The following is a 21,018-nucleotide window of genomic DNA, read 5'->3' on the forward strand; positions in this document are numbered from 1 at the left end:
TCGTCGGTCCTCGGTGTCGGCGGCAGTATGAGCGCCTTCCAGGGTATCTGGCCCCGCGCGCACGTGGGGTCACGCCCGTAGTACGTCCTCCAGCTCCCCGGCCACGGACGCCGCCTCCTCCCCGGACAGGGGCTCGCCGGTGCCGCTCGTCACGTAGAAGACGTCCACGGCGTTGGACCCCAGCGTCGACACGTGTGTGCTGCGCACCCTGACCTTCGCCTTCTCCAGGGCCATGCCGACCCGGTACAGCAGCCCCGGCGCGTCCTGCGCCCGGACCTCGATCACCGTGGCGTGCCGGGAGGCGGCCGGGGCCACCGTGACCCGTGCGGCGGGCGCCGTCCGGCCGCGGCGGCGCGGGTAGGCCGCGTCGCGCTCGGCCAGGCGGGCCGCGATGTCCAGGCTGCCGTCCAGGGCCCGGACCAGGTCGGCGCGGAGGCGGGTCGCCTGGGGCAGGGAGCCGTATTCCGCCGAGACGCGCCAGTTCAGCAGCAGCACGGAGCCGTCGTCCACGGTGTCGGGCAGATACAGGGTGCGCAGTTCGGCGGTGCGGACGGTCAGACGGTGCATCGCGAGGATTCCGGAGACGGCGGGGAGCACGCCGGGCTGGTCCGGTACGGCGATGACCAGCTCCACGCCGAGCGGCTCGGGTTCCCCGGTGGGTTCGGCACCGGCCGGGGGCTCGGTCTGGGCGCGCAGGGCGAGTACGGGGCCTCCGGTGCGGAAGGCCTCGACGGCGAGGCGTTCCTGTTCGGCGGTGGTCGCGAGGGGCTCGGGTTCGCCGGGGGTTTCGCCGGCGAGGACCGCCGAGACCCGTTCGACGAGGTCGGTGACGAGGGATCCGCGCCAGGACGACCAGGCGGCCGGGCCGGTGGCCAGGGCGTCCGCCTCGGTGAGGGCGTGCAGGAGCTCCAGGGTGCCGTGAGTGCGCACGGCGTCGGCGACCTTGCGGACGGTGGCCGGGTCCTCCAGGTCACGACGGGTGGCCGTCTCGATGAGCAGCAGGTGGTGTCGTACGAGGGCCGCGAGCACCTCGGCGTCGGCGCGGTCGAAGCCGATGCGCGTGGCGACGTCCTTGGCGATGATCTCGCCCGCCGTGGAGTGGTCGCCGGGCCAGCCCTTGCCGATGTCGTGCAGGAGGGCGGCGACGAGGAGCAGGTCGGGTCGGCTGACGCGGCGGGTGAGCTCGGAGGCACGCACGGCCGTTTCGATCAGGTGGCGGTCGACGGTCCAGACGTGGACGGCGTTGCGCTGCGGGCGGCAGCGGACGCGTTCCCAGTCGGGCAGGAGGCGGGTGATCAGGCCCTCGGCCTCCAGTGCCTCCCAGACGTCGACGGTTGAACGGCCCGAGCCGAGCAGGGTGACCAGGTGCTGGCGGGCCTCGGCGGGCCAGGGTGTGGGCAGGGGACGGGTGGTCGCCACGAGGTGCCGTACGGCGTGCGGGGAGAGCGGGAGGCCGGCCTGGGCGGCGGCCGCCGCGGCGCGCAGCGGGAGTACGGGGTCGCGTTCGGGGCGTGCGGTGCGGGCCAGCACCACTTCGCCGTCCTGTTCGACGACGCCCTCGGCCAGCGGGGAGCGGTCGGGGGCCGGCTTGCCGCCGCCGAGCATGGCGCGCAGCCGGGGACGGACCGCGCGCGAGCGCAGCACGCGCCGTACCTCGCGCCAGGTGACGTCGCTGGCGTAGGAGATGACACGCGCGGCCTCGTAGACCTGGCGCAGCAGTGTGTCGGCGTCGAGCAGGCCGAGTTCGGCGGCGACCTGGTCCTGTTCCTGGAGGGCGAGGCGGTCGGTGGCGCGGCCGGTGGTCAGGTGCAGTGCGTCGCGCACGTCGAGCAGGTGGCGACGCGCGTCCGCGAGGCCCTCTCGCGGGGCGTCGGCGAGCCAGGAGGCGGCGACGGCGCGCAGTGCGGTGGCGTCCCGGAGGCCGCCGCGGGCCTCCTTGAGGTCGGGTTCCAGCAGGTAGCGCAGTTCGCCCTGGCGGTCTGCGCGTTCGGCGCAGAGTTCCTGGAGCTGGGGCAGGCGTTTGGGGGCCTGGTTGCGCCAGTCGGCGAGTACGGCCGTGCGCAGTCCGGCGGTGAGTCCGAGGTCGCCGGCGAGGTGGCGGGCGTCGAGGAGGCCGAGCTGTACCTTCAGGTCCTCGGCGGCCGTCTTGCGGGCTTCGGCGGGGGTGCGCACGGAGTGGTCGAGGGCGAGACCGAGGTCCCAGACGGGGTACCAGAGGCGGTCGGCGAGTGCGGCGACCGCGCCGGGGTCGCTTCCGTCGTGCAGCAGGACGAGGTCGAGGTCGCTGCGCGGGGAGAGTTCACCGCGGCCGTACCCGCCGACGGCGAGGAGTGAGACACCTTTCAGGCCGCCCGCGGCCGCCGTGGTGAACAGGCCGGTGAGCCAGTCGTCGGTGAGTCCGGCGAGCGCGGTACGGCGCGGCGGCCCGGACCGCGCCTCCTCGGTGAGGAGGCGCAGCCGGGCCGCCGCGTAGCCGCTGGGTCCCGTGTCGTCCGCTTCGTTCCGCACATGTGTACCCGTCACCCAGCGACTCCTGTTCTCTGCCGTGCGTCCTGGCGGATTTCGCGGTGTCCGCTCAGAGCGCGTCCGGGCCGCGCTCGCCGGTGCGGACACGTACGGCCGTGTCGACCGGCAGGGACCAGACCTTGCCGTCTCCGATCTTGCCGGTGCGGGCCGCCTTGACGATCACATCGATGACCTGTTCGGCGGCGTCGTCCTCGGCGAGTACCTCGATTCGGATCTTCGGAACCAGGTCGACGGTGTACTCGGCGCCGCGGTAGACCTCGGTGTGGCCGCGCTGGCGGCCGTAGCCGCTGGCCTCGGTCACCGTCAGGCCGTGGACACCGAAGGCCTGGAGGGCTTCCTTGATCTCGTCCAGCCGGTGGGGCTTGACGACGGCGGTGATGAGCTTCATGCGTCCACCTTCTTGGTCTGCTTGGCGGCCAGGGAGGCCATGGCGGCCCCGCCGCTGCCGAAGCCGCTGTAGTCGTAGGCGGTCTCGGCGTGGGCGGTCTGGTCGAGGCCGGTGACCTCGTCCTCCTCGCCTGCGCGGAACCCGATCGTCTTCTGGATCACATAGGCCAGGATGAAGGTCACCACAAAGGTGTAGCCCATGACGGAGAAGGCGCCGATCGCCTGCGAACCGAACTGCTTCCAGCCGCCGGCCCCGTTGATCGCGAGGAAGCCGACCAGGAGGGTGCCGAGCACACCGCCGACCATGTGGACGCCGACCACGTCGAGGGAGTCGTCGAAGCCCAGCTTGAACTTGAGGCTGACGGCCCAGGAGCAGACCGCGCCGGCGACGACGCCGATCAGCAGCGCGCCGAAGACGTTGACGTTCGCGCCGGAGGGGGTGATGGCGACCAGGCCCGCCACGGCGCCGGAGCAGGCGCCGAGGGTGGTGAAGGCGCCGTGCCGGATGCGCTCGTAGGCCAGCCAGCCGAGCATGGCGGCGCCGGTGGCGATCTGGGTGTTGAGGGCCATGCTGGCGGCGGTGCCGTCGGCGGCGAGTTCGGAGCCGGCGTTGAAGCCGAACCAGCCGAACCACAGCAGGGCGGTGCCGATCAGGACCATCGGCAGGTTGTGCGGCCGCATCGGGTCCTTCTTGAAGCCGACCCGCTTGCCGACCACCAGGACGGCGGCCAGGGCGCCGGCGCCCGCGTTGATGTGGACGGCGGTACCGCCCGCGAAGTCGATGACGGCGGGGTTCAGCTTGGCGAGCCAGCCGCCGCCCCACACCCAGTGGGCGACCGGGAAGTAGACCACGGTGACCCAGAGGGCGACGAAGACCATCCAGGAGCTGAACTTCACCCGGTCGGCGAGCGCACCGCTCATCAGGGCGGGCGTGATGATCGCGAAGAGCATCTGGAACAGCGAGAAGGCGAACACCGGGATCTTGCGGCCCGCGAAGTTGTCCATCAGCGTGTCCGAGTGCACGCCCTTCAGGCCGACGAGGTCGAGGTTGCCTACAAAGCCGCCGACGTCACCGCTGAAGGCGAGCGAGTGGCCGTAGAGGACCCACAGCACGCTGACGATGCCGAGAGAGACGAAGGACATCATGAGCATGTTCAGAGTGCTCTTGGTACGGACCATGCCACCGTAGAAGAGGGCGAGGCCCGGCGTCATCACCATGACCAGCGCGGCGCTGATCAGCACGAATCCGGTATCTCCAACATTCAAGGCCTGAGACTCCTTCTGCGGAACGGCCCTGCGCGGATGCCTTGTGACATGGGCCGACTGTGCTCAGGAGACTGACGCAGGCCGGTTTCGCCCAGCGCGTGGAAGTGTTTCCTGGATGTGACGAAGCCATCCAGCGCGTTACGCGGAGGTGAAACGCGGACCGGTCGCGGCCGGCCTTCCGATGACCTGGCATGGGGGAGCCGAGTCGGGCAGTTCGGGAGGACCGGCCGCGGCCGGGGTTCAGGGGTTACACCGCTTCGGCGGTCTCCGGCAGCTCGATGGCGAGCTGCTCGGCGAGGTCGATCACGGCGCCGAGGTCGCCGTAGTCGCGTACGGCCGAGTCGACTGTCTTGCGGATACGGGTGGTCACCCGTTCGGAGCGGACCTTCTTGGCGACCCGCATGGCCTGTGCGGCGTACTCGGTGCTGCGCTCGGGCTCTCGCTGGAGCAGGTGCACGGTGGCCATGCCGATCAGGTTCAGTGCGTACGACCGCTGGTGCACGCTGTCCTTGGCGAACAGCTCGACCGCGCGCTGCATCAGCGGCTCGGCCATGGAGGCGTAGGCGGGACTGCGGCCCGCGTTGTAGGCGAGGTCGCGGAACGAGTGGGAGTTCTCGCCGTACAGCTCGGCCTCGTTGAAGAAGCCGATCCAGTCGGGTTCCGGCTCGTCCCAGTCCTCGGCCTCGGCGAAGGTGTGCTCGGCCATTCTGACCGCCCGTTTGCACTTGCCGGGCTGTCCCATGTTCGCGTAGGCCCGGCCCTCCATCGCATACAGCATGGCCTGGGTGCGGGGGCTCGCGCAGTCGCGGCTGCCGTACTGGGCGAGGTGGATGAGTTCCAGGGCGTCGTCGGGCCTGCCCAGGTGGATCATCTGACGGCTCATGCTGGAGAGGATGAACGAGCCGAGGGGTCTGTCACCGGCCTCCTTGGCGGCGTGCAGACCGAGCACGAAGTACTTCTGGGCGGTGGGCTGGAGCCCGATGTCGTAGCTCATCCAGCCGGCCAGCTCGGCCAGCTCGGCGGCGACCTTGAAGAGTTTGCGGCCGATGACCTCGGGCTGGGGTTCCTGGAGCAGGTCGGTGACCTCGTGGAGCTGTCCGACGACCGCCTTGCGGCGCAGGCCGCCGCCGCACTGGGCGTCCCACTTCCGGAACATCCGGGTGGTGGACTCCAGCAGGTCCAGCTCGGGCCTGGAGAGGTGGCCCGGGCTGCCGTGGTCGAGGGTCGGCTCGGGCTCGCGAAGCGGCTGCGGGCCCGACGGGGTGGGGACCAGCCAGCGCTGCATGGGCTCGACGAGGGAGGGGCCCGCGGACAGCGCCAGCGAGGTCCCGAGGAAGCCGCGTCGCGCCAGCATGAGGTCGCTGCGCGAGAACTCGCTGAGCAGGGACACGGTCTGCGGACCCGTCCAGGGCAGGTCGACGCCGGACGCGGAGGGTGTCTGGCGGGCGGCGCGCAGACCGAGGTCCTCGACCGACACGACGCATCCGAACCGCTCGGAGAACAGCTCGGAGAGGATTCTGGGGATCGGCTCGCGCGGGTTCTCGCCGTCCAGCCAGCGGCGTACCCGTGAGGTGTCCGTGGAGATGTGGTTGGCGCCCAGCTGGCGCGCCCGGCGGTTCACCTGCCGGGCCAGCTCGCCCTTGGACCAGCCACTGCGCATGAACCACGAGCTGAGCAGCTCATTGGGGCGCTTGTCAGCGTTTGTACCGCCACCGCCGTTGCCGCCCACTGGAACGCCCCCATCCCTGAGACCACTTGTCGCCGAGTGCGCCAAGCCCTATCAGAGTGCCTTTGAATACGGCTGCCCGTCCGGTACTTCTCACTCTTCGAACGGGATGCCGACTTGCCTCCGGCATACCCACAGGGGCATGTGCCCCCAGGCCTCGTGCACTCAACGTAATCCTACGATCACGGGCAGGGCCACGGCGATCCCGAAAACGCCACCATTCGCCACCCCTTCGAATGAACTCACGCTTGCCCAGGCGCGATTCACTTGACACAGGGCGATTGCGAGTGGATGCAGCAGCGCATTCAGGGGCGCGCATGACCGGATGCACCACCCCCCACGGCTACCCGGAGTCACGCTTCGCATCCCCGTCGCTCCGCGACGTAACCACCGGCGCGCTGGACCCGTTGGAGGGGGCATGGGCTTCACGATCGGCGGCATTCGCGAGATCCGCACCGGTACGCGTCGACGCGGCCGCTCCTCCGAGTGCACGGCTGTCGCCGAGTTCACCGGGCTGTGGGGCTGGGACGTGGTGCCGGGCGCACGGGCCGCGGCGGGCGTCTGCTCCTGCGGTCTGGCGGACTGCGGCGCACCGGGGGCGCACCCGCTGGACTTCGCGCCCCGGATTCACGCCGGGGCCACGCTCGACGAGGCGACCAGGGCCTGGGGCGAGTTCCCGGGCGCCTCGCTGATGCTGCCGGTAGGGCGCGCCTTCGATGTCATCGAGGTCGCCGAGCCGGCCGCCCGTCACGCCCTGGCCCGGCTGGAGCGGATGGGTCTCCCGATCGGCCCGGTGACCGCGACGCCGGACGGTCGCGCCCACTTCCTCGTCGCCCCGGGCGCCGCCGCCGAGCTGCCCGCCCTGCTCTACCGCATGGGCTGGGACGACCACACCTCCCTGGACCTGCGCGGCCTCGGCCCCGGCACGTACATCACGGCCCCGCCGTCCGACCGGGGCGGCCTGGGCCCGGTGCGATGGCTCAGGGCCCCCGCCATCGACTCGGTGTCCCACCCCCCGGCGGCACGACTGCTCCTCGGGACGCTGGCCTACGTGGCCCATCGGTCGCGGGTCTGAGAGTCACCCGGGGTTGGGAGTCACCCGGGGTTGGGAGTCATACGACAAGGCGCCCGCCTCCCACTGGACCTCGGGGCCGGGCGCCTTGCCGTGTGCGGTTGGATCAGTCGCCTGGTTCAGTCGCCGATCAGGGCGTCCACGAACGCCTCCGGCTCGAAGGGGGCGAGGTCGTCCGCGCCCTCGCCGAGACCGATCAGCTTGACCGGGACGCCCAGCTCGCGCTGCACCGCGATCACGATGCCGCCCTTGGCGGTGCCGTCCAGCTTGGTCAGGACGATGCCGGTGATGTTCACGACCTCGGCGAAGACCCGGGCCTGGACCAGGCCGTTCTGTCCGGTGGTCGCGTCGAGGACGAGCAGCACCTCGTCCAGCGGCGCGTGCTTCTCGACCACGCGCTTGACCTTGCCGAGCTCGTCCATGAGGCCGGTCTTGGTGTGCAGCCGGCCGGCGGTGTCGATGAGCACGACATCGACGCCCATCTCCTTGCCCTCCTTCACCGCGTCGAAGGCGACGGAGGCGGGGTCCCCGGCCTCCGGTCCGCGCACGGTGTAGGCGCCGACCCGCTCGCCCCAGGTCTGGAGCTGGTCGGCGGCGGCGGCACGGAAGGTGTCGGCGGCGCCCAGCACGACGGTGCGTCCGTCGGCCACCAGGACCCGGGCCAGCTTGCCGGTGGTGGTGGTCTTGCCGGTGCCGTTGACGCCGACGACCATCACGATGCCCGGCTTGCGGTCGTCGGGCTCGGTCTTCACGGTGCGGTCGACATCGGTGCCGACCAGCTTGAGGAGTTCCTCGCGCAGCAGTGCGCGCAGGTCCGCGGGGGTGCGGGTGCCGAGCACCTTGACGCGCTCACGCAGGGAGTCCACGAGTTCCTGGGTGGGCTGGACGCCGACGTCGGCGGTGAGCAGCGTGTCCTCGATCTCCTCCCAGGTCTCGTCGTCCAGGTGCTCACGGGACAGCAGGCTGAGCAGACCCTTGCCCAGTGCGTTCTGCGAGCGGGAGAGGCGGGCGCGCAGGCGGACCAGGCGTCCCGCGGTGGGCTCCGGGATCTCGATCTCGGGAGCTTCGACGGCTTCGGCGGTGGGGGGTTCCTCGACGGCGGTCGGGGCGCCGCCGGGAAGGTCCACTTCCTCGATCGTCCGGCGCGCTTCGTCGCGCGGCGTCTCGGCCTCTTCGCCGACGTGCGGCTCGGCCGGAGGTGCGGTGATGTCGGGCGCTGCGGGAGGCGGCGGGGGCAGGTGCTTCTTGCGCCGGCTGCCGACGATGAGCCCGCCGAGCGCACCGAGCACGATCACGGCGATGACTACAGCAAGGATGACGGTTTCCATAACGCGTCCAGTATCCATCCCTCCCCCGGGGCACCCTCTGCTCCTGCGGAAGCGATTTTTCGTGGGTTCCTCCGAGTGGGTGGCCGTATGGCCATCTGACGCGCCGTCAGCTAACCTCCCCGCTCGCCGGTACCCCACCCGCCTGCGAAGGGGGCGTCCCATGCCCGTGACGGTCGTACGCTTCAATCTCGTCGAACCCGGCGCGACCCCCGCCTCGCTGTCCGCCCGCTACCGGGCGGCCGTGGAGATGGCCGCGTACGCCGACGAGCACGCAATCACCACCGTGCAGACGGAGGAGCACCACGGGGCCGCCAACAACTGGCTGCCGTCGCCGTTCGCCTTCGCGGGCGCGGTGTTCGGGGCGACCCGCCGGATCGCGGTCACCGTGTCGGCGGTGATCGGCCCGCTGTACGACCCGCTGCGGCTGGCGGAGGACATCGCCGTGCTCGATCTGCTCAGCGGCGGACGGCTGGTGACGGTGGCCGGGATCGGCTACCGGCCCGAGGAGTACGACCTGTTCGGTGTCGACTGGAAGCGGCGCGGCAGGCTCCAGGACGAGTTGCTGGAGACGCTGCTGAGGGCGTGGTCCGGCGAGGAGTTCACGTACCGCGGCCGTACCGTACGGCTCACCCCCCGCCCGTATACCGATCCGCACCCGTTGCTGCTGGTCGGCGGCTCCTCGAAGGCCGCCGCCCGGCGGGCCGCCCGGCTGGGTCTGCCGTTCTTCCCCAGCGCGCACCTGCCGGAGCTGGAGTCGTATTACAAGGAGCGGCTCACGGAGTACGGCACCGAGGGCTGGGTCATGATGCCCGCGGCCGAGACTCCCCTGCTGCACCTCGCCGAGGACCCGGACCGGGCGTGGGCCGAGTACGGCGAGCACTTCCTGCACGAGGCGCGCACCTACGCCTCCTGGCAGTCCGGGGACATCACGTCGGCGGTGCGGTCGGGGTCCACCACCGTGGACGAGCTGCGCGCGGAGGGCGTGTACCGGATCCTCACACCGGAGCAGTGCGTGGCCGAGCGCCTCGACAGCGTGGTGCTCCACCCGCTGGCCGGCGGGATGCCGGTGGAGGAGGGATGGCGGAGCCTGCGGCTGTTCGCGGAGCGGGTGGTCCCGCGGCTGGAGGGCTGACCTGCGGCGATATCCGATTGCTCAGCCGGAACCGTCGGTGATCGACTCGAGCCATGAGTCTGCTGCTGGATGTGTTCGTCCGGGAGCCGGACGGTGAACTGCGAATTCTCGACGTGCCGGTCGAGGTGTACCGGTCCGGTGGCTTCGAGTCGTGGCGTACGACGGTGTGGGGATCGGAGTTCGTACGCTCACTGGGCGCCCGCTTCCTGCCCGTGCTGTCCGAACGGGACCTGTATGTGGAGGCCGTCGACGTGCCGGAGTTCCGGCGTGAGGTCGCTCTGCTGCGCTCCCGTCTCGACGAGATCGCCCACGGCACCGAGCGGCCGCGGACGGTCGTGGAGCACCGCCACCAGATCGACGTCCGGCTGCGGATCATCGAGGAGAGCCTCGACAAGGCCCTCGAGGCCGGCGGCGGCGTTCTGATCTGGTGAGCGGTGGAGGGGTTACGGGGGGAGGGGCAGCGGGGACTTGGCCCCTCCCCCCGAGTCTTTGCCGGACTTTCCCGGTCTTTCCGGGTCTTTTCCGGGGGTAACTCAGCCCATTTCCTCCAGCGTCTTGCCCTTCGTCTCCTTGACGAACTTCAGGACGAACGGGATGGAGAGGGCCGCGAAGACGGTGTAGATGATGTAGGTGCCGGACAGGTTCCAGTCGGCCAGCGACGGGAAGCTCGCGGTGATGGCCCAGTTGGCGATCCACTGGGCGGAGGCGGCCACGCCGAGGGCGGCGGCACGGATCTTGTTCGGGAACATCTCGCCGAGGAAGACCCAGACCACCACGCCCCAGGAGAGGGCGAAGAAGAGGACGAAGATGTGGGCGGCGATCAGGGCGACCCAGCCCTGGGTGCTCGGGAGCTTGCCGTCGACCAGGTGGTAGCTGAACGCCCAGGCCTCCAGCGCGAGACCGACGACCATGCCGGCCGAGCCGACGAGGGCGAGCGGCCTGCGGCCGACGCGGTCCACGAGGATCATCGCGATGACGGTGCCGACGATGTTGATGATCGACGTCGTGAAGGAGTAGAAGAACGAGTCCGTCGGGTCGACGCCGACCGACTGCCACAGCGTCGAGGAGTAGTAGAACGCCACGTTGATGCCGACGAACTGCTGGAAGACCGACAGGCCGATACCGATCCAGACGATCGGCTTGAAGAAGAAGCCGCCGCCGAGCAGATCCTTGAAGGCGGACTTGTGCTCACGCTTCATGGCGTGCTCGATCTCGGTGACGCGGGCGTCCAGGTCGGCGTGCCGACCCTCGACCTCGGCGAGGATCTCGCGGGCGCGGTCGTGCTTGCCGACGGAGATCAGGAAGCGCGGGGACTCGGGGATGGCGAGGGAGAGCAGGCCGTAGAGGACGGCCGGTACGACCATCACGCCGAGCATGACCTGCCAGGCCTCGAGACCCATGAGCTCGCCGCGCTGGTCGCCGTCGGCCGCGTTGAGCAGGCCCCAGTTGACCAGCTGGGAGATGGCGATGCCGATGACGATCGCGGCCTGCTGGAAGGAGCCGAGGCGGCCGCGGTATGCGGGCGGTGCCACCTCGGCTATGTAGGCCGGGCCGATGACCGAGGCCATGCCGATGGCGAAGCCGCCGACGACGCGCCACAGGGCGAAGTCCCACAGCGCGAAGGGCAGCGCCGAGCCGACGGCGCTGACGGTGAACAGCACGGCGGCGATCTGCATGACGCGGATACGGCCGAGGCGGTCGGCCATGCGGCCGGCCACCGCGGCGCCGACGGCACAGCCGATCAGCGCGATGGCGATGACCTGGGCCAACGCTGTGGAGCCGATGCCGTAGCGGTCCCGGATGGCCTCCACGGCGCCGTTGATGACGGAGCTGTCGTAGCCGAACAGGAAGCCGCCCATCGCGGCGGCCGCCGTGATGAAGATGACGTGCCCGAGATGCTCGGGGTGAGCCGACCTGGCTCCTGGCTGGGGTGCCTGCGCTGTGCTGGTCACGTGTACTCCTCGGGCCCTCGGCAGCGCTGCCGAGGTGGGGGTCAGCCCTTACAGGTGAGACCTGAAGGTAAAAGTAACGTTGCAGAGACTATGCCTTCAAGTTTCGAAGTCAAGAGGGGGGATCCAATGACATTCACCAGGCGAACAAGGTCACTGACTTCAAGAAGTGAAGGAATCAAGAATTGCGTGTCATAGAAGTGCAGTTCGGGTAACCGCAAACCGCGATTTCAACGCAGGCGCTGCGAGATGACCTTCGACACACCGTCGCCCTGCATGGAGACGCCGTACAGCGCGTCGGCGACCTCCATGGTCCGCTTCTGGTGCGTGATCACGATCAGCTGCGAGGACTCCTGGAGTTCCTGCATGATCCGGATCAGCCGCTGGAGGTTGGTGTCGTCGAGTGCCGCCTCGACCTCGTCCATGACATAGAACGGGCTGGGCCGCGCCTTGAAGATGGACACCAGCATCGCCACGGCGGTCAGCGAGCGCTCGCCGCCGGAGAGCAGGGACAGCCGCTTCACCTTCTTGCCCGGCGGCCGGGCCTCCACGTCCACGCCGGTGGTGAGCATGTTGTCGGGGTCGGTCAGCACGAGTCGTCCCTCGCCGCCCGGGAACAGCCGGCTGAAGACGCCCTCGAACTCCCGGGCGGTGTCCCGGTAGGCCTCGGTGAAGACCTGTTCGACGCGCTCGTCGACCTCCTTCACGACCTGGAGCAGGTCGGCGCGGGTCTTCTTCAGGTCCTCCAGCTGCTCGCTGAGGAACTTGTGCCGCTCCTCCAGCGCCGCGAACTCCTCCAGGGCCAGCGGGTTCACCTTGCCGAGCTGCTGGTGGGCCCGCTCGGCCGCCTTGAGCCGCTTCTCCTGCTCGGCGCGCGCGAACGGCCTCGGCTGGTTGCGCGGGTCCTCGGGGTCCTCCGGCAGCTCCTCGCCCTCGGCGGCCGGGGAGGGAGGTACCAACTGGTGCGGGCCGTACTCGGAGACGAGTCCGGCAGGCTCGACGCCGAGCTCCTCCAGCGCCCTGGTCTCCAGCTGCTCGATCCGCAGCCGCTTCTCGGCGCCGAGCACCTCGCCGCGGTGCACCGAGTCCGTCAGCTTGTCCAGCTCGGCCTTGAGGTCACGTCCGGCACCGCGCGCGGCGGTCAGCTCCTGCTCCCGGCGGGCCTTGGCCGCCTCGGCCACCGTCCGTTCCTCGTCGGCCCGGCCCAGCGACACCTCGACATGGGCGAGGAGCTGCCGGGCGCCCGCGGCGACGGCCTCCGCGACCGTGGCCTCGTAGCGCAGCCGGGCCCGCCGCTGTTCGGCACGTGCGCGTGCCTCGCGCTCGGCGCGGGCGCCCCGGTCGAGCGCGTCGGCCCGCCCGGCGAGCGCCCTGACCCGCTCCTCGTGCGTACGGGCCTGGAGCCTGGCCTCCATCTCGGTCTGCCGGGCGTTGGCACCGTCGGCGGCGAGCCGGTCGCGCGCGGAGGTGTCCGGTTCCTCCTCGACCGGCATCTCCTCGGCGACGGCGAGCCGCTCGGCCAGCTCCTCGGCTTCCTGTACGGCCCTGTCGAGCGCGGCCTGTGCGCGTGCCGCGGCCGCGGCGGACCGCTCGGCCTCCCCCGCCGCGCCGCGCGCCTGCCCGCCGAGCCTGCCGAGCTGCTGGGCCACGGCGGACTTCTCCCGGTCGGCGGCCCGGCGCCGCTCCCCCAGTTCCTCGACCAGCGCGGCGCACTCGGCGCGGCGCGCGGCGGCCCGGTCCTGTGCCTCGGCCAGTTCCTCGCAGCGCACGGCCAGTTCGGCCAGTTCGGCGGCGGCCTCGTCCACGGAGGCCCGTACCTCCAGCAGACTGGGCGCCCCGGCCGACCCACCGTGCGCGAAGTGCGCCCCGAGCAGGTCGCCCTCGGCGGTGACGGCGGTGAGACCGGGGCAGCCGTACACGAGGTCCTCGGCGTCTTCGAGGGTGCCCACGACGACGATGCCGCGCAGCAGCCGGCGTACGGCGGGCATGAGTTCGGCGGGTCCGCGCACCAGGTCGGCCGCGTAGGGGGGACCGCCCGCCGGGGAACCCCGACCCGTACCGGCCTCCGGGCGGCCGTCCTCCGGCTGGTCCGGTGCTCCCGCCAGCAGTAGGGAGGCCCGTCCGGCGTCCTGCTTGCGCAGCAGCCGGATCGCCTCGGCGGCGGACGCGGGGGTGGTCACCGCGATGGCGTCGGCGGCCGCGCCGAACGCGGCCGCGAGCGCGACCTCGTGACCTGGTGTCACCGTGAGCAGTTCGGCCGCGGGGCCGAGCAGTCCGGTCAGCCGGTCACCGGCGCCGAGCAGTATGCCGGTACCGTCTTTGCGTCGCAGGCCCAGGGACAGTGCCTCGTGGCGGGCCCGGGTCGCGGCCCGGGCGCGCTCGGCGGCGGTGACCGCCTCGCGGGCCGCGGCGAGGCCGGACTCGGCATCCGCGAGCGCACGCCTGGCCTCGTCGTGCCGCTCGGCGAGTTCGGCGTCCCCCGCGTCGAGGCCGTCGACCTCGGCCTTCAGGGCCTCGTACTCCTCCTGTGCGGTGACGGCCCGCTGCTGTGCCTCGTCCCGGGCGGCGGCCAGCCGGTCGATCTCGGACTGGGCGGAGGCGGCGCGCGAGCGGGCCGCGTTGACCTGCCCGCCCAGCCTGGCCAGACCCTCGCGCCGGTCGGCGATGGCGCGGGCGACGTCCTTGAGGCGTCGTTCCTCGACCGCCAGTTCGCGCTCCAGGTCCGCGCGGTGGGCGACGGTGTCGTCCAGTGCCCGCTGGGCCGCTTCCAGGGCGGCCTCCAGCTCGGCCTCCTGCTCGCGGACACGGGCGGCCTCGCGCTCCATGTCCTCGGGGTCGCGGCCGCGCCGTTCCTCGGCGGGCACCGAGGTGGCGCTCTTCACCCGGGCGTCGGCCAGCGAGATCGTGCCGCGTACCCGCTCGGCGAGCTGGGACAGCTCGTACCAGGTCTGCTGGGCGCGCTGGAGGCGCGGGGTGAGCTGCCGTACCTCGTCCTCCAGGAGCGCCTCGCGCTGGAGCGCCTTCTTCAGCTCCTGCTCGGCGGAGTCCTTGCGCTCCTTGAGCGCGGCCTCGTCGGCGACCTCGGCCGTCAGGGCCTGGCGGAGCCGTACGAGATCGTCGGCGAGCAGCCGCAGGCGCGCGTCGCGCAGGTCCGCCTGGATCACGGCGGCCCGACGGGCCACCGCCGCCTGCCGGCCCAGCGGTTTGAGCTGGCGGCGCAGTTCGTCCGTCAGGTCCTGCACGCGGGCGAGATTGGCCTGCATCGCGTCCAGTTTCCTGAGCGCCTTCTCCTTGCGCCTGCGGTGCTTGAGGACGCCCGCGGCCTCTTCGATGAAGGCGCGGCGGCCCATGGGGTCGGCGTGCAGAACGGAGTCGAGCTGGCCCTGGCCGACGATGACGTGCATCTCGCGGCCGATGCCGGAGTCGGAGAGCAGTTCCTGGATGTCGAGGAGCCGGCAGGTGTCGCCGTTGATCTGGTACTCGCTGCCGCCGTTGCGGAACATGATCCGCGTGATGGTGACCTCGGCGTACTCGATGGGGAGTGCCCCGTCTGAGTTGTCGATGGTCAGGGACACCTCGGCACGGCCCAGCGGGGGGCGCCCGGTGGTGCCGGCGAAGATGACGTCCTCCATCTTGCCGCCGCGCAGCGACTTGGCTCCCTGCTCGCCCATGACCCAGCTGAGCGCGTCCACGACATTGGACTTGCCCGAGCCGTTCGGTCCCACGACGCAGGTGATCCCCGGCTCGAACCGGAGCGTGGTGGCCGAGGCGAACGACTTGAACCCGCGAAGGGTCAGGGCCTTGAGGTGCACGGCGCTGGACTCTACCTTCCACCGGTTGCCCACCGCAGGAACCGTCACGACCATGCGGTTTCGCCCATGAACATGCAGGGCACATCAGACGTTAAAGAGAGTGAAAGGATGTGCGCAGTACAAAAAGGAAGGGACGCCGAAGCGTCCCTTGCAACTCTGACAACTTAGCGGTTGATACGGGCAGCCCAACCACTGCGTGTGCTGTCGTGGAGCGATGCAGCGATCAGGTGAGCGCAGGCTCCGCCTGGTGTGCGTCGATGCTCTCCATGATCCTGTCGTGAGAAGCGGCAGCCGCCAGCGCGTCGTTCTCCGCCTGGATTCGTACGAGCTCGGATTCCAGGTCCTGGACGCGCTGCTGGAGCCGTCGCATCTCGGCGAGGAGTCGAGGGTCGGAGCCGCCGACGTAACCGAGAAGCGCCTTTGCCATGATGGATGGTCCTCCACACTGAGTGACCGACCGAAGCGGTGTGGGTCGTGAGGGATTCGCACCCGCGGTGCCTGGCACAGTCGAGTGTTTCTCTGGCGTTGCTACATGCCAAACAGCTAAGGTGCGCGGGGCTTTCAGCGTCTCACCAAAAAGTTTGACGGTCAACACGATCACACCCCGTATCGGCGGGCGTCCCGGGCGTGCGCGGCCGGAGAGGCGGCGGCACTTCGAGTTCCGCGGGGCCCTCGGGGCACGGCGATCACGCTTAACGGCGGAGCCTGCCACGATGCGCGGTTCTTGGCAACCACCAGCCAGTTTCCGTCCCGGACGGCGGTCGGCCGGGACCTCCGCAGGTGGGCCCGCGGGGCCTCGGCGGAGCGGGGTCAGCGAATCGCGAAGCCGTCGTAACCGCCACGGGGTGTGTCCCATATCTCGGTGACACCGTCAACGCGGCCGGGCGTGTCGTCACCCTGGAGCCAGTCGAGTAGCCCTTCGCAGTCGTCGCGCGGCCCCTCGGCGACCACCTGGACCCGTCCGTCGCCCAGGTTGAGAGCGAATCCGCGCAGGCCGCCGATCTCCAGGGCCTTGGCACGTGTGAACCAACGAAAACCCACACCTTGGACACGGCCGCGCACCCAGGCGACCATCCGCACATCCTCGCTCATGGGTGCAACCTAACCGGCCCAACCGGTCAATGTTCCCGGGGGGCACTTCCTCCCCTGGCGTCATGCGGTACCGTCCCCACCCAAGTGAATCTCATATGAAACTCACTCGATCGAGTGGGTTGGCTTGCTCTGCAAGGTCGTATGAGCGGGAAGGCAACGACATGGGACGCCACCGACGCTCCGCCGGCCGTGCCGACGCGGCTCACGACTCGCGGGCCTCGTACGCGGCACCCCCCGCCCCGATGGGTATCGCCCCGTATCTGAACCCGGAGGCCTACGCCAAGGCCAACGCGCACACGCACGGTTCGGCGTATCCGCCGGTCACGGAGACGGCCGCCTTCCCCGCCACCGGGTTCTCCCCCGCGGGCGGCGGGCACCGGCGCCGCGGTAGGAAGGCCGCCACCCCGGTGCGTACGGGACTGCTCGGGGTCTCGGCCGCGGTCGCGCTCGGTACGGTCGCGGTGGCCGCGGGAGCGGTGCCCGGCCTCGACAACTACCGGTTCGGCGGCGGTACCGGCGGTGGCAGCGGCCAGGTGCAGGCCGCGGACGGGACCGGCAACGCGGCCGCCGAGCAGGGCGGCACCTCCGGCAGCACCGACGGCGGCCGGGCCGACGGCTCGGCCGACTCCTCGACGAGTCGCGGCTCAGGGCGCTCGGTCCCGCCGGCATCGTCCGCTCCGGCGGCCCCGGCTCCCACGCCCACTCCGTCGACCGCCCCACCCGCCGAGCCGTCGGCACCGGCCGTCGTCCCGTCCCAGCGGACGCCCGAGCCGACCGGACAGGCATCGAAGCCACCGGCGCGGGCGGCCATCCCGGCGCCGATCTCCGCGCAGGCCGCAGCCCAGGCCGAGGTGCTGAAGCTGGTCAACCAGGAGCGTTCCAAGGTGGGCTGCGACGCGCTGTCCGCGAGCGGTTCACTGACCGGACTGGCCAGGGCCTTCAGCGACGACATGGCCGCGCGGGACTTCTTCGACCACACCGACCCGGACGGCGCGAGCCCGTGGGACCGGGCCGAGGACGCCGGGATAAGCGGTCTCGGCGGCGAGAACATCGCCCGGGGCCAGACCGACGCGGACTCCGTCATGGACGCCTGGATGAACAGTCCCGGCCACCGGGCCAACATCCTGAACTGCGACTTCAAGACCCTGGGCGTCGGAGTCCACCTCGGCTCCGGCGGCCCCTGGTGGACGCAGGACTTCGGCTACTGAGACAACCGCAGGACGGCCCCGCAGCCGCCGGCGATGTCACCCGAATGGCGCAATATGGCGTGCCACCCGGATGGGTGAAGATCAAGCTGGCTAGTGCCCCGATTGAGGCAATCCGTGAAAGGGGAACCACATGCGCATTCGACGAATCCTCGCCGCCGTCATCGCCACGGCAGCCCTCGCCGGACTCGGCCTCTCAAGCGCAGCCACAGCATCCGCCGCCAGCCTCACCCCGGGTGAGTGCGAGCAGGGCGGCGGAACGGTCAACTGGGCCAACAACACGTGCAAGGGCGGTTCGTACGACGGGCAGATGGTCGACTAATCCCCGCCGAGCGCCCCGCAGCCACGCGCTGCGGGGCGCTCCCGCGCGAGCATCAGGCCGCTCAGGCGGCCGCTTCCGCCCGGCCGCGGAGGTACACCTTCGCCGTTTCGGCGACCCGGTGGCCCAGGTGTTCGGCCGTGGCGACGTCCGCCTTGTGGACGCCGTCGGGGCCTTCGTCGATGTTGGTCTGGGCGGCCGCTCCCGCGAACACGCCGAGTCGGTTCAGGTCGTGCTCGGAGGCTTCGCTGCTGTTCCAGCCCGGGTGCAGGCCGAGATTGACCCAGTTCATGCCGTGCTGGGCGGCGAGGATCTGGAAGAACTGGAGGGTGTGCAGCTTGTCGCCGCTCTTGGAGCCGGAGTTGGTGAAGCCGGCGGCCAGCTTGTCCTTCCAGTCCTGCCCGAACCAGCGCTTCGAGGACGCCTCCGCGAACACGTGGAACGCGCCGGACGCCGTGCCCATGTAGGTGGGCGAGCCGAAGACGATCGCGTCGGCGGCGTCGAGGGTCGCCCACTGCTCGTCGGTGATCTCGTCGACCTTGATCAGGTGCACCTCGGCACCCGCCTCGGCCGCTCCGGCCCGCACCGCCTCGGCGAGCACGGCGGTGTGGCCGTATCCGGAGTGGTAGGCGATGGCGACGACCGGAACACGGGGGGCAACGGGGGCAGTCATGATGCAACTCCTCGGGAAACCTGGGGAAGGCGGGCAGCTCGAAAGCGATAACCACAGGAAAGCACTAACCAGAAGTTAGCGCAACCTGTCGGCGAGCGCTGCGCTTCGGAGTCGTACTCCAGTACCCTCATGTCATGAACAGCACCCCGGAGCGCACGGAGGACCAGGACCTCCCCTACAACGTGTTCGCCAAGAGCTGCCCGTCACGCGGCACGCTGGAGCACGTCACGGGCCGCTGGGGCGGGCTCACGCTCGGCGCGCTGTACGAGGGTTCCCTGCGCTTCAACGAGCTGCGCCGCCGGGTGGAGGGCGTCAGCGAGAAAATGCTGTCCCAGACGCTGCACGCGCTGGAGCGCGACGGACTGGTGTACCGCGAGGCCCAGCCGACCAACCCGCCGCGCGTGGACTACGAACTGACCGCACTCGGCCGCGAGGTCGCCGAGCGGCTGCTGGCCCTCATCCACCTGGTGGAGGGCAACATGGACGACGTACTGGCGGCGCGCGGGCGCTACGACGAGACGCGCGGCGCCCTCTGACACGCCGGGCAGAAGTAACTGGACCGGTTCATCCAGGGACGCCGGCGTATCGGCGTGCCGCACCGCCGGCACGGCAGGCCCTCGCGCCCGTAGGCATCGAGTGAACGGTCGAAGTAGCCCGACTCGCCGTTGACGTTGACGTACAGGCTGTCGAAGCTGGTGCCGCCGACGGACAGCGCCTCGTTCATCACGTCCCGCACATGACCGAGGAGCACGGCGGTGCGCGGGCGGGTGAAGTTCGCGGTGGGGCGCTCGTAGTGGACGCGCGAGCGCCACAGGGCCTCGTCCGCGTAGATGTTGCCGACCCCGCTGATCAGCGACTGGTCGAGAAGCGCCCGTTTGACAGTGGTCCGCCTGCGGCGCAGGGCCTGATGGAAGGCCTCGTCGTCGAACAGCGGGTCGAGGGGGTCGCGGGCGATGTGCGCGATGACGTCGGGCAGCCCGTCGGGGGTGTTGGCGTGCAGGGACAGCCCGCCGAAGGTGCGCTGGTCGACGAAGCGCAGTTCGGTGCCCACCGCCTCGGTGGCGACCGATGTCAGGGTGTCCGCGAAGCGGATGCGGATGCGCAGGTGCTTCTCGTCCGGGGCCGTGTGCTGCTGCACGAGCAGCTGGCCGCTCATGCCCAGGTGGGCCAGCACCGACTGGTCGGTGTCCTCCAGCGGCAGCCACAGGTACTTGCCGCGGCGGCGGGGGACGCCCACGCGGTGCCCCTTCAGGCGGTGCGTGAAGTCGTCGGCCCCCGCGGTGTGCCGGCGTACGGCGCGCGGGTGCAGCACCACGGCGTCGGCGACGACGCGATGGGCGACCCACCGCTCAAGACCGCGCCGTACGACCTCGACCTCGGGCAACTCTGGCATGGGTACCCCCGTGACGGACCAGGTACGGACCGAGCGCCCGCCCCCGGGGCGGGGACGGGCGCTCGGGTCACGCTGTTGTGTCGCCTCAGGCGACGCCTCAGGCGGAGGCGGGCGGCGGCACAGGGTCGCCGACGGCCGCATGTGCCGCGTCGACAGCCTGCCCGGCCACCTTGGCCCGCTCGTCGGCTGCGGCCCGGATGGCCCGCCAGGCGGACTCGGCGGCCTGCTGCTCCGCCTCCTTCTTGCTGCGGCCGGTGCCGGTGCCGTACGAGACGCCTCCGACGCGGGCGGCAGCAGTGAAGGTCTTCTCGTGATCGGGGCCGGTCTCCGTGACCAGGTACTCGGGCACGCCGAGCCCCTCGGTCGCGGTGAGCTCCTGGAGACTGGTCTTCCAGTCCAGGCCGGCTCCGAGGTTCGAGGACTTCTCGATCAGCGGGTCGAAGAGCCGGTGCACCAGCTCGGACGCCGCTTCGAGGCCCTGGTCGAGATAGACCGCGCCGATCACCGCTTCCAGGGTGTCGGCAAGGATGGACGCCTTGTCCCGGCCGCCCGTGCCCTCTTCACCACGGCCGAGCCGGATGAAGGAACCCAGGTCGAGGCCACGACCCACCTCCGCGAGCGCCCGCGAGTTCACCACCGCGGCCCGAAGCTTGGCCAGCTGGCCCTCGGGCAGATCGGGGTGAGTGCGGTACAGCGTGTCCGTGACGACGAGGCCGAGGACGGAGTCACCAAGGAACTCCAGCCGCTCGTTCGTCGGCAGACCGCCGTTCTCGTACGCGTAGGAACGATGGGTCAGCGCGCGTACCAGAAGGGCGGACTCGAGCCGATAGCCGAGCCGCCCTTCCAGAAGCGTGTGGGACGAGGCCGTGCTGTCCGCCGAGTCAGCGCCACGCTTGCGGGTGCTGCCGACTTCGGCGTTCTCCGTCTTTTTCGCAGTGGACACGGTCCCTGTCACCGGCCGCTCAGACTTCGAGGACCTGGCGCTTGTTGTAGGTGCCGCAAGACGGGCACGCGATGTGCTGCAGCTTGGGCTCGTGGCAGCGCTCGCACGCAACCAGGGTGGGGACCGCAGCCTTCCACTGCGACCGGCGGTGGCGCGTGTTGCTGCGCGACATCTTCCGCTTCGGAACAGCCACGG

At 70.8% G+C, this 21,018-nt stretch carries 19 protein-coding genes; 6 read left to right on the forward strand and 13 right to left on the reverse strand.

Annotation, left to right across the window (positions count from 1 at the left end; all coding sequences use genetic code 11):
* Positions 1–69: 69 nt before the first annotated feature.
* From ACIPK3_RS28005 to ACIPK3_RS28020, 4 genes are all read right to left on the reverse strand, one after another.
* The gene (locus ACIPK3_RS28005; RefSeq protein WP_402574036.1) at positions 70–2,523 is read right to left on the reverse strand and encodes a [protein-PII] uridylyltransferase; all 2,454 of its coding nucleotides are present in this window, start codon (positions 2,521–2,523) and stop codon (positions 70–72) included.
* Positions 2,524–2,575: 52 nt separating this feature from the next.
* On the reverse strand, positions 2,576–2,914 hold the full coding sequence (locus ACIPK3_RS28010; protein ID WP_402574038.1) for a P-II family nitrogen regulator: 339 nt from the start codon (positions 2,912–2,914) through the stop codon (positions 2,576–2,578).
* Positions 2,911–4,179 carry an ammonium transporter gene (locus tag ACIPK3_RS28015; RefSeq protein WP_402574040.1) on the reverse strand — a complete coding sequence of 423 codons (1,269 nt, stop codon included), beginning with the start codon at positions 4,177–4,179 and terminating at the stop codon, positions 2,911–2,913. The genes ACIPK3_RS28010 and ACIPK3_RS28015 overlap by 4 nt, the downstream gene beginning before the upstream one ends.
* A gap of 247 nt (positions 4,180–4,426) precedes the next feature.
* Positions 4,427–5,908, reverse strand: coding sequence for a hypothetical protein (locus ACIPK3_RS28020; protein WP_402574041.1), 1,482 nt, complete (start codon positions 5,906–5,908; stop codon positions 4,427–4,429).
* Between the two features lie 415 nt (positions 5,909–6,323).
* On the opposite strand from ACIPK3_RS28020, the gene ACIPK3_RS28025 reads away from it, so the two are divergent.
* Entirely contained in the window at positions 6,324–6,980 is a 657-nt protein-coding gene (locus ACIPK3_RS28025; RefSeq protein WP_402574042.1) for a bifunctional DNA primase/polymerase, read from the forward strand.
* A 116-nt stretch (positions 6,981–7,096) separates the two neighbouring features.
* Here the strand turns inward: ACIPK3_RS28025 and ftsY are convergent, their stop codons facing one another.
* Positions 7,097–8,305, reverse strand: a complete 1,209-nt coding sequence (gene ftsY, locus ACIPK3_RS28030; protein WP_402574044.1) for a signal recognition particle-docking protein FtsY — start codon at positions 8,303–8,305, stop codon at positions 7,097–7,099.
* A 160-nt stretch (positions 8,306–8,465) separates the two neighbouring features.
* Here ftsY and ACIPK3_RS28035 point away from each other — a divergent pair, with 160 nt between their 5' ends.
* Together ACIPK3_RS28035 and ACIPK3_RS28040 are read left to right on the forward strand one after the other, a co-directional pair.
* Positions 8,466–9,437, forward strand: a complete 972-nt coding sequence (locus ACIPK3_RS28035; RefSeq protein WP_402574046.1) for an LLM class flavin-dependent oxidoreductase — start codon at positions 8,466–8,468, stop codon at positions 9,435–9,437.
* Positions 9,438–9,490: 53 nt separating this feature from the next.
* The gene (locus ACIPK3_RS28040) at positions 9,491–9,868 is read left to right on the forward strand and encodes a hypothetical protein (RefSeq protein ID WP_402574047.1); all 378 of its coding nucleotides are present in this window, start codon (positions 9,491–9,493) and stop codon (positions 9,866–9,868) included.
* A 102-nt stretch (positions 9,869–9,970) separates the two neighbouring features.
* Here the strand turns inward: ACIPK3_RS28040 and ACIPK3_RS28045 are convergent, their stop codons facing one another.
* From ACIPK3_RS28045 to ACIPK3_RS28060, 4 genes are all read right to left on the reverse strand, one after another.
* Positions 9,971–11,389 carry a sugar porter family MFS transporter gene (locus tag ACIPK3_RS28045; RefSeq protein ID WP_402574049.1) on the reverse strand — a complete coding sequence of 473 codons (1,419 nt, stop codon included), beginning with the start codon at positions 11,387–11,389 and terminating at the stop codon, positions 9,971–9,973.
* A 227-nt stretch (positions 11,390–11,616) separates the two neighbouring features.
* A complete protein-coding gene (gene smc, locus ACIPK3_RS28050) occupies positions 11,617–15,198 on the reverse strand; it encodes a chromosome segregation protein SMC (RefSeq protein ID WP_402574051.1) in 3,582 nt (1,193 codons plus the stop codon).
* A 223-nt stretch (positions 15,199–15,421) separates the two neighbouring features.
* Positions 15,422–15,625: a hypothetical protein gene (locus tag ACIPK3_RS28055; protein ID WP_016432419.1), complete on the reverse strand. Its 204-nt coding sequence runs from the start codon at positions 15,623–15,625 to the stop codon at positions 15,422–15,424.
* Positions 15,626–16,008: 383 nt separating this feature from the next.
* The gene (locus ACIPK3_RS28060) at positions 16,009–16,290 is read right to left on the reverse strand and encodes an acylphosphatase (RefSeq protein WP_402574053.1); all 282 of its coding nucleotides are present in this window, start codon (positions 16,288–16,290) and stop codon (positions 16,009–16,011) included.
* A 161-nt stretch (positions 16,291–16,451) separates the two neighbouring features.
* On the opposite strand from ACIPK3_RS28060, the gene ACIPK3_RS28065 reads away from it, so the two are divergent.
* The gene (locus ACIPK3_RS28065; protein WP_402574055.1) at positions 16,452–17,498 is read left to right on the forward strand and encodes a CAP domain-containing protein; all 1,047 of its coding nucleotides are present in this window, start codon (positions 16,452–16,454) and stop codon (positions 17,496–17,498) included.
* 130 nt (positions 17,499–17,628) lie between these two features.
* Complete coding sequence (locus tag ACIPK3_RS28070; protein ID WP_402574057.1) at positions 17,629–17,817, forward strand: hypothetical protein; 189 nt, start codon at positions 17,629–17,631, stop codon at positions 17,815–17,817.
* Positions 17,818–17,878: 61 nt separating this feature from the next.
* On the opposite strand, the gene ACIPK3_RS28075 is transcribed toward ACIPK3_RS28070, so the two are convergent.
* Positions 17,879–18,487, reverse strand: coding sequence for a flavodoxin family protein (locus tag ACIPK3_RS28075; protein WP_402574059.1), 609 nt, complete (start codon positions 18,485–18,487; stop codon positions 17,879–17,881).
* Positions 18,488–18,621: 134 nt separating this feature from the next.
* Here ACIPK3_RS28075 and ACIPK3_RS28080 point away from each other — a divergent pair, with 134 nt between their 5' ends.
* Entirely contained in the window at positions 18,622–19,023 is a 402-nt protein-coding gene (locus ACIPK3_RS28080; RefSeq protein WP_402574061.1) for a winged helix-turn-helix transcriptional regulator, read from the forward strand.
* Here ACIPK3_RS28080 and mutM read toward each other — a convergent pair.
* From mutM to rpmF, 3 genes are all read right to left on the reverse strand, one after another.
* On the reverse strand, positions 18,996–19,880 hold the full coding sequence (gene mutM, locus ACIPK3_RS28085; RefSeq protein WP_402574063.1) for a bifunctional DNA-formamidopyrimidine glycosylase/DNA-(apurinic or apyrimidinic site) lyase: 885 nt from the start codon (positions 19,878–19,880) through the stop codon (positions 18,996–18,998). The genes ACIPK3_RS28080 and mutM overlap by 28 nt on opposite strands.
* 97 nt (positions 19,881–19,977) lie before the next feature.
* A complete protein-coding gene (gene rnc, locus ACIPK3_RS28090) occupies positions 19,978–20,835 on the reverse strand; it encodes a ribonuclease III (protein WP_402574065.1) in 858 nt (285 codons plus the stop codon).
* Positions 20,836–20,842: 7 nt separating this feature from the next.
* Positions 20,843–21,016, reverse strand: coding sequence for a 50S ribosomal protein L32 (gene rpmF, locus ACIPK3_RS28095; RefSeq protein WP_007493396.1), 174 nt, complete (start codon positions 21,014–21,016; stop codon positions 20,843–20,845).
* Positions 21,017–21,018 lie beyond the last annotated feature (2 nt).

Source organism: Streptomyces sp. NPDC086787 (assembly GCF_044745865.1).
In the GTDB taxonomy this organism is placed as follows: domain Bacteria; phylum Actinomycetota; class Actinomycetes; order Streptomycetales; family Streptomycetaceae; genus Streptomyces.

Coding starts and splice junctions, on each gene's coding strand:
- ACIPK3_RS28010 (WP_402574038.1), bottom strand. CDS start 2,914: ATGAAGCTCATCACCGCCGTCGTCAAGCCCCACCGGCTGGACGAGATC.
- ACIPK3_RS28040 (WP_402574047.1), top strand. CDS start 9,491: ATGAGTCTGCTGCTGGATGTGTTCGTCCGGGAGCCGGACGGTGAACTG.
- ACIPK3_RS28080 (WP_402574061.1), top strand. CDS start 18,622: ATGAACAGCACCCCGGAGCGCACGGAGGACCAGGACCTCCCCTACAAC.
- ACIPK3_RS28025 (WP_402574042.1), top strand. CDS start 6,324: ATGGGCTTCACGATCGGCGGCATTCGCGAGATCCGCACCGGTACGCGT.
- ACIPK3_RS28075 (WP_402574059.1), bottom strand. CDS start 18,487: ATGACTGCCCCCGTTGCCCCCCGTGTTCCGGTCGTCGCCATCGCCTAC.
- ACIPK3_RS28035 (WP_402574046.1), top strand. CDS start 8,466: ATGCCCGTGACGGTCGTACGCTTCAATCTCGTCGAACCCGGCGCGACC.
- ACIPK3_RS28055 (WP_016432419.1), bottom strand. CDS start 15,625: ATGGCAAAGGCGCTTCTCGGTTACGTCGGCGGCTCCGACCCTCGACTC.
- ftsY (WP_402574044.1), bottom strand. CDS start 8,305: ATGGAAACCGTCATCCTTGCTGTAGTCATCGCCGTGATCGTGCTCGGT.
- ACIPK3_RS28065 (WP_402574055.1), top strand. CDS start 16,452: ATGGGACGCCACCGACGCTCCGCCGGCCGTGCCGACGCGGCTCACGAC.
- mutM (WP_402574063.1), bottom strand. CDS start 19,880: ATGCCAGAGTTGCCCGAGGTCGAGGTCGTACGGCGCGGTCTTGAGCGG.
- ACIPK3_RS28070 (WP_402574057.1), top strand. CDS start 17,629: ATGCGCATTCGACGAATCCTCGCCGCCGTCATCGCCACGGCAGCCCTC.
- ACIPK3_RS28060 (WP_402574053.1), bottom strand. CDS start 16,290: ATGAGCGAGGATGTGCGGATGGTCGCCTGGGTGCGCGGCCGTGTCCAA.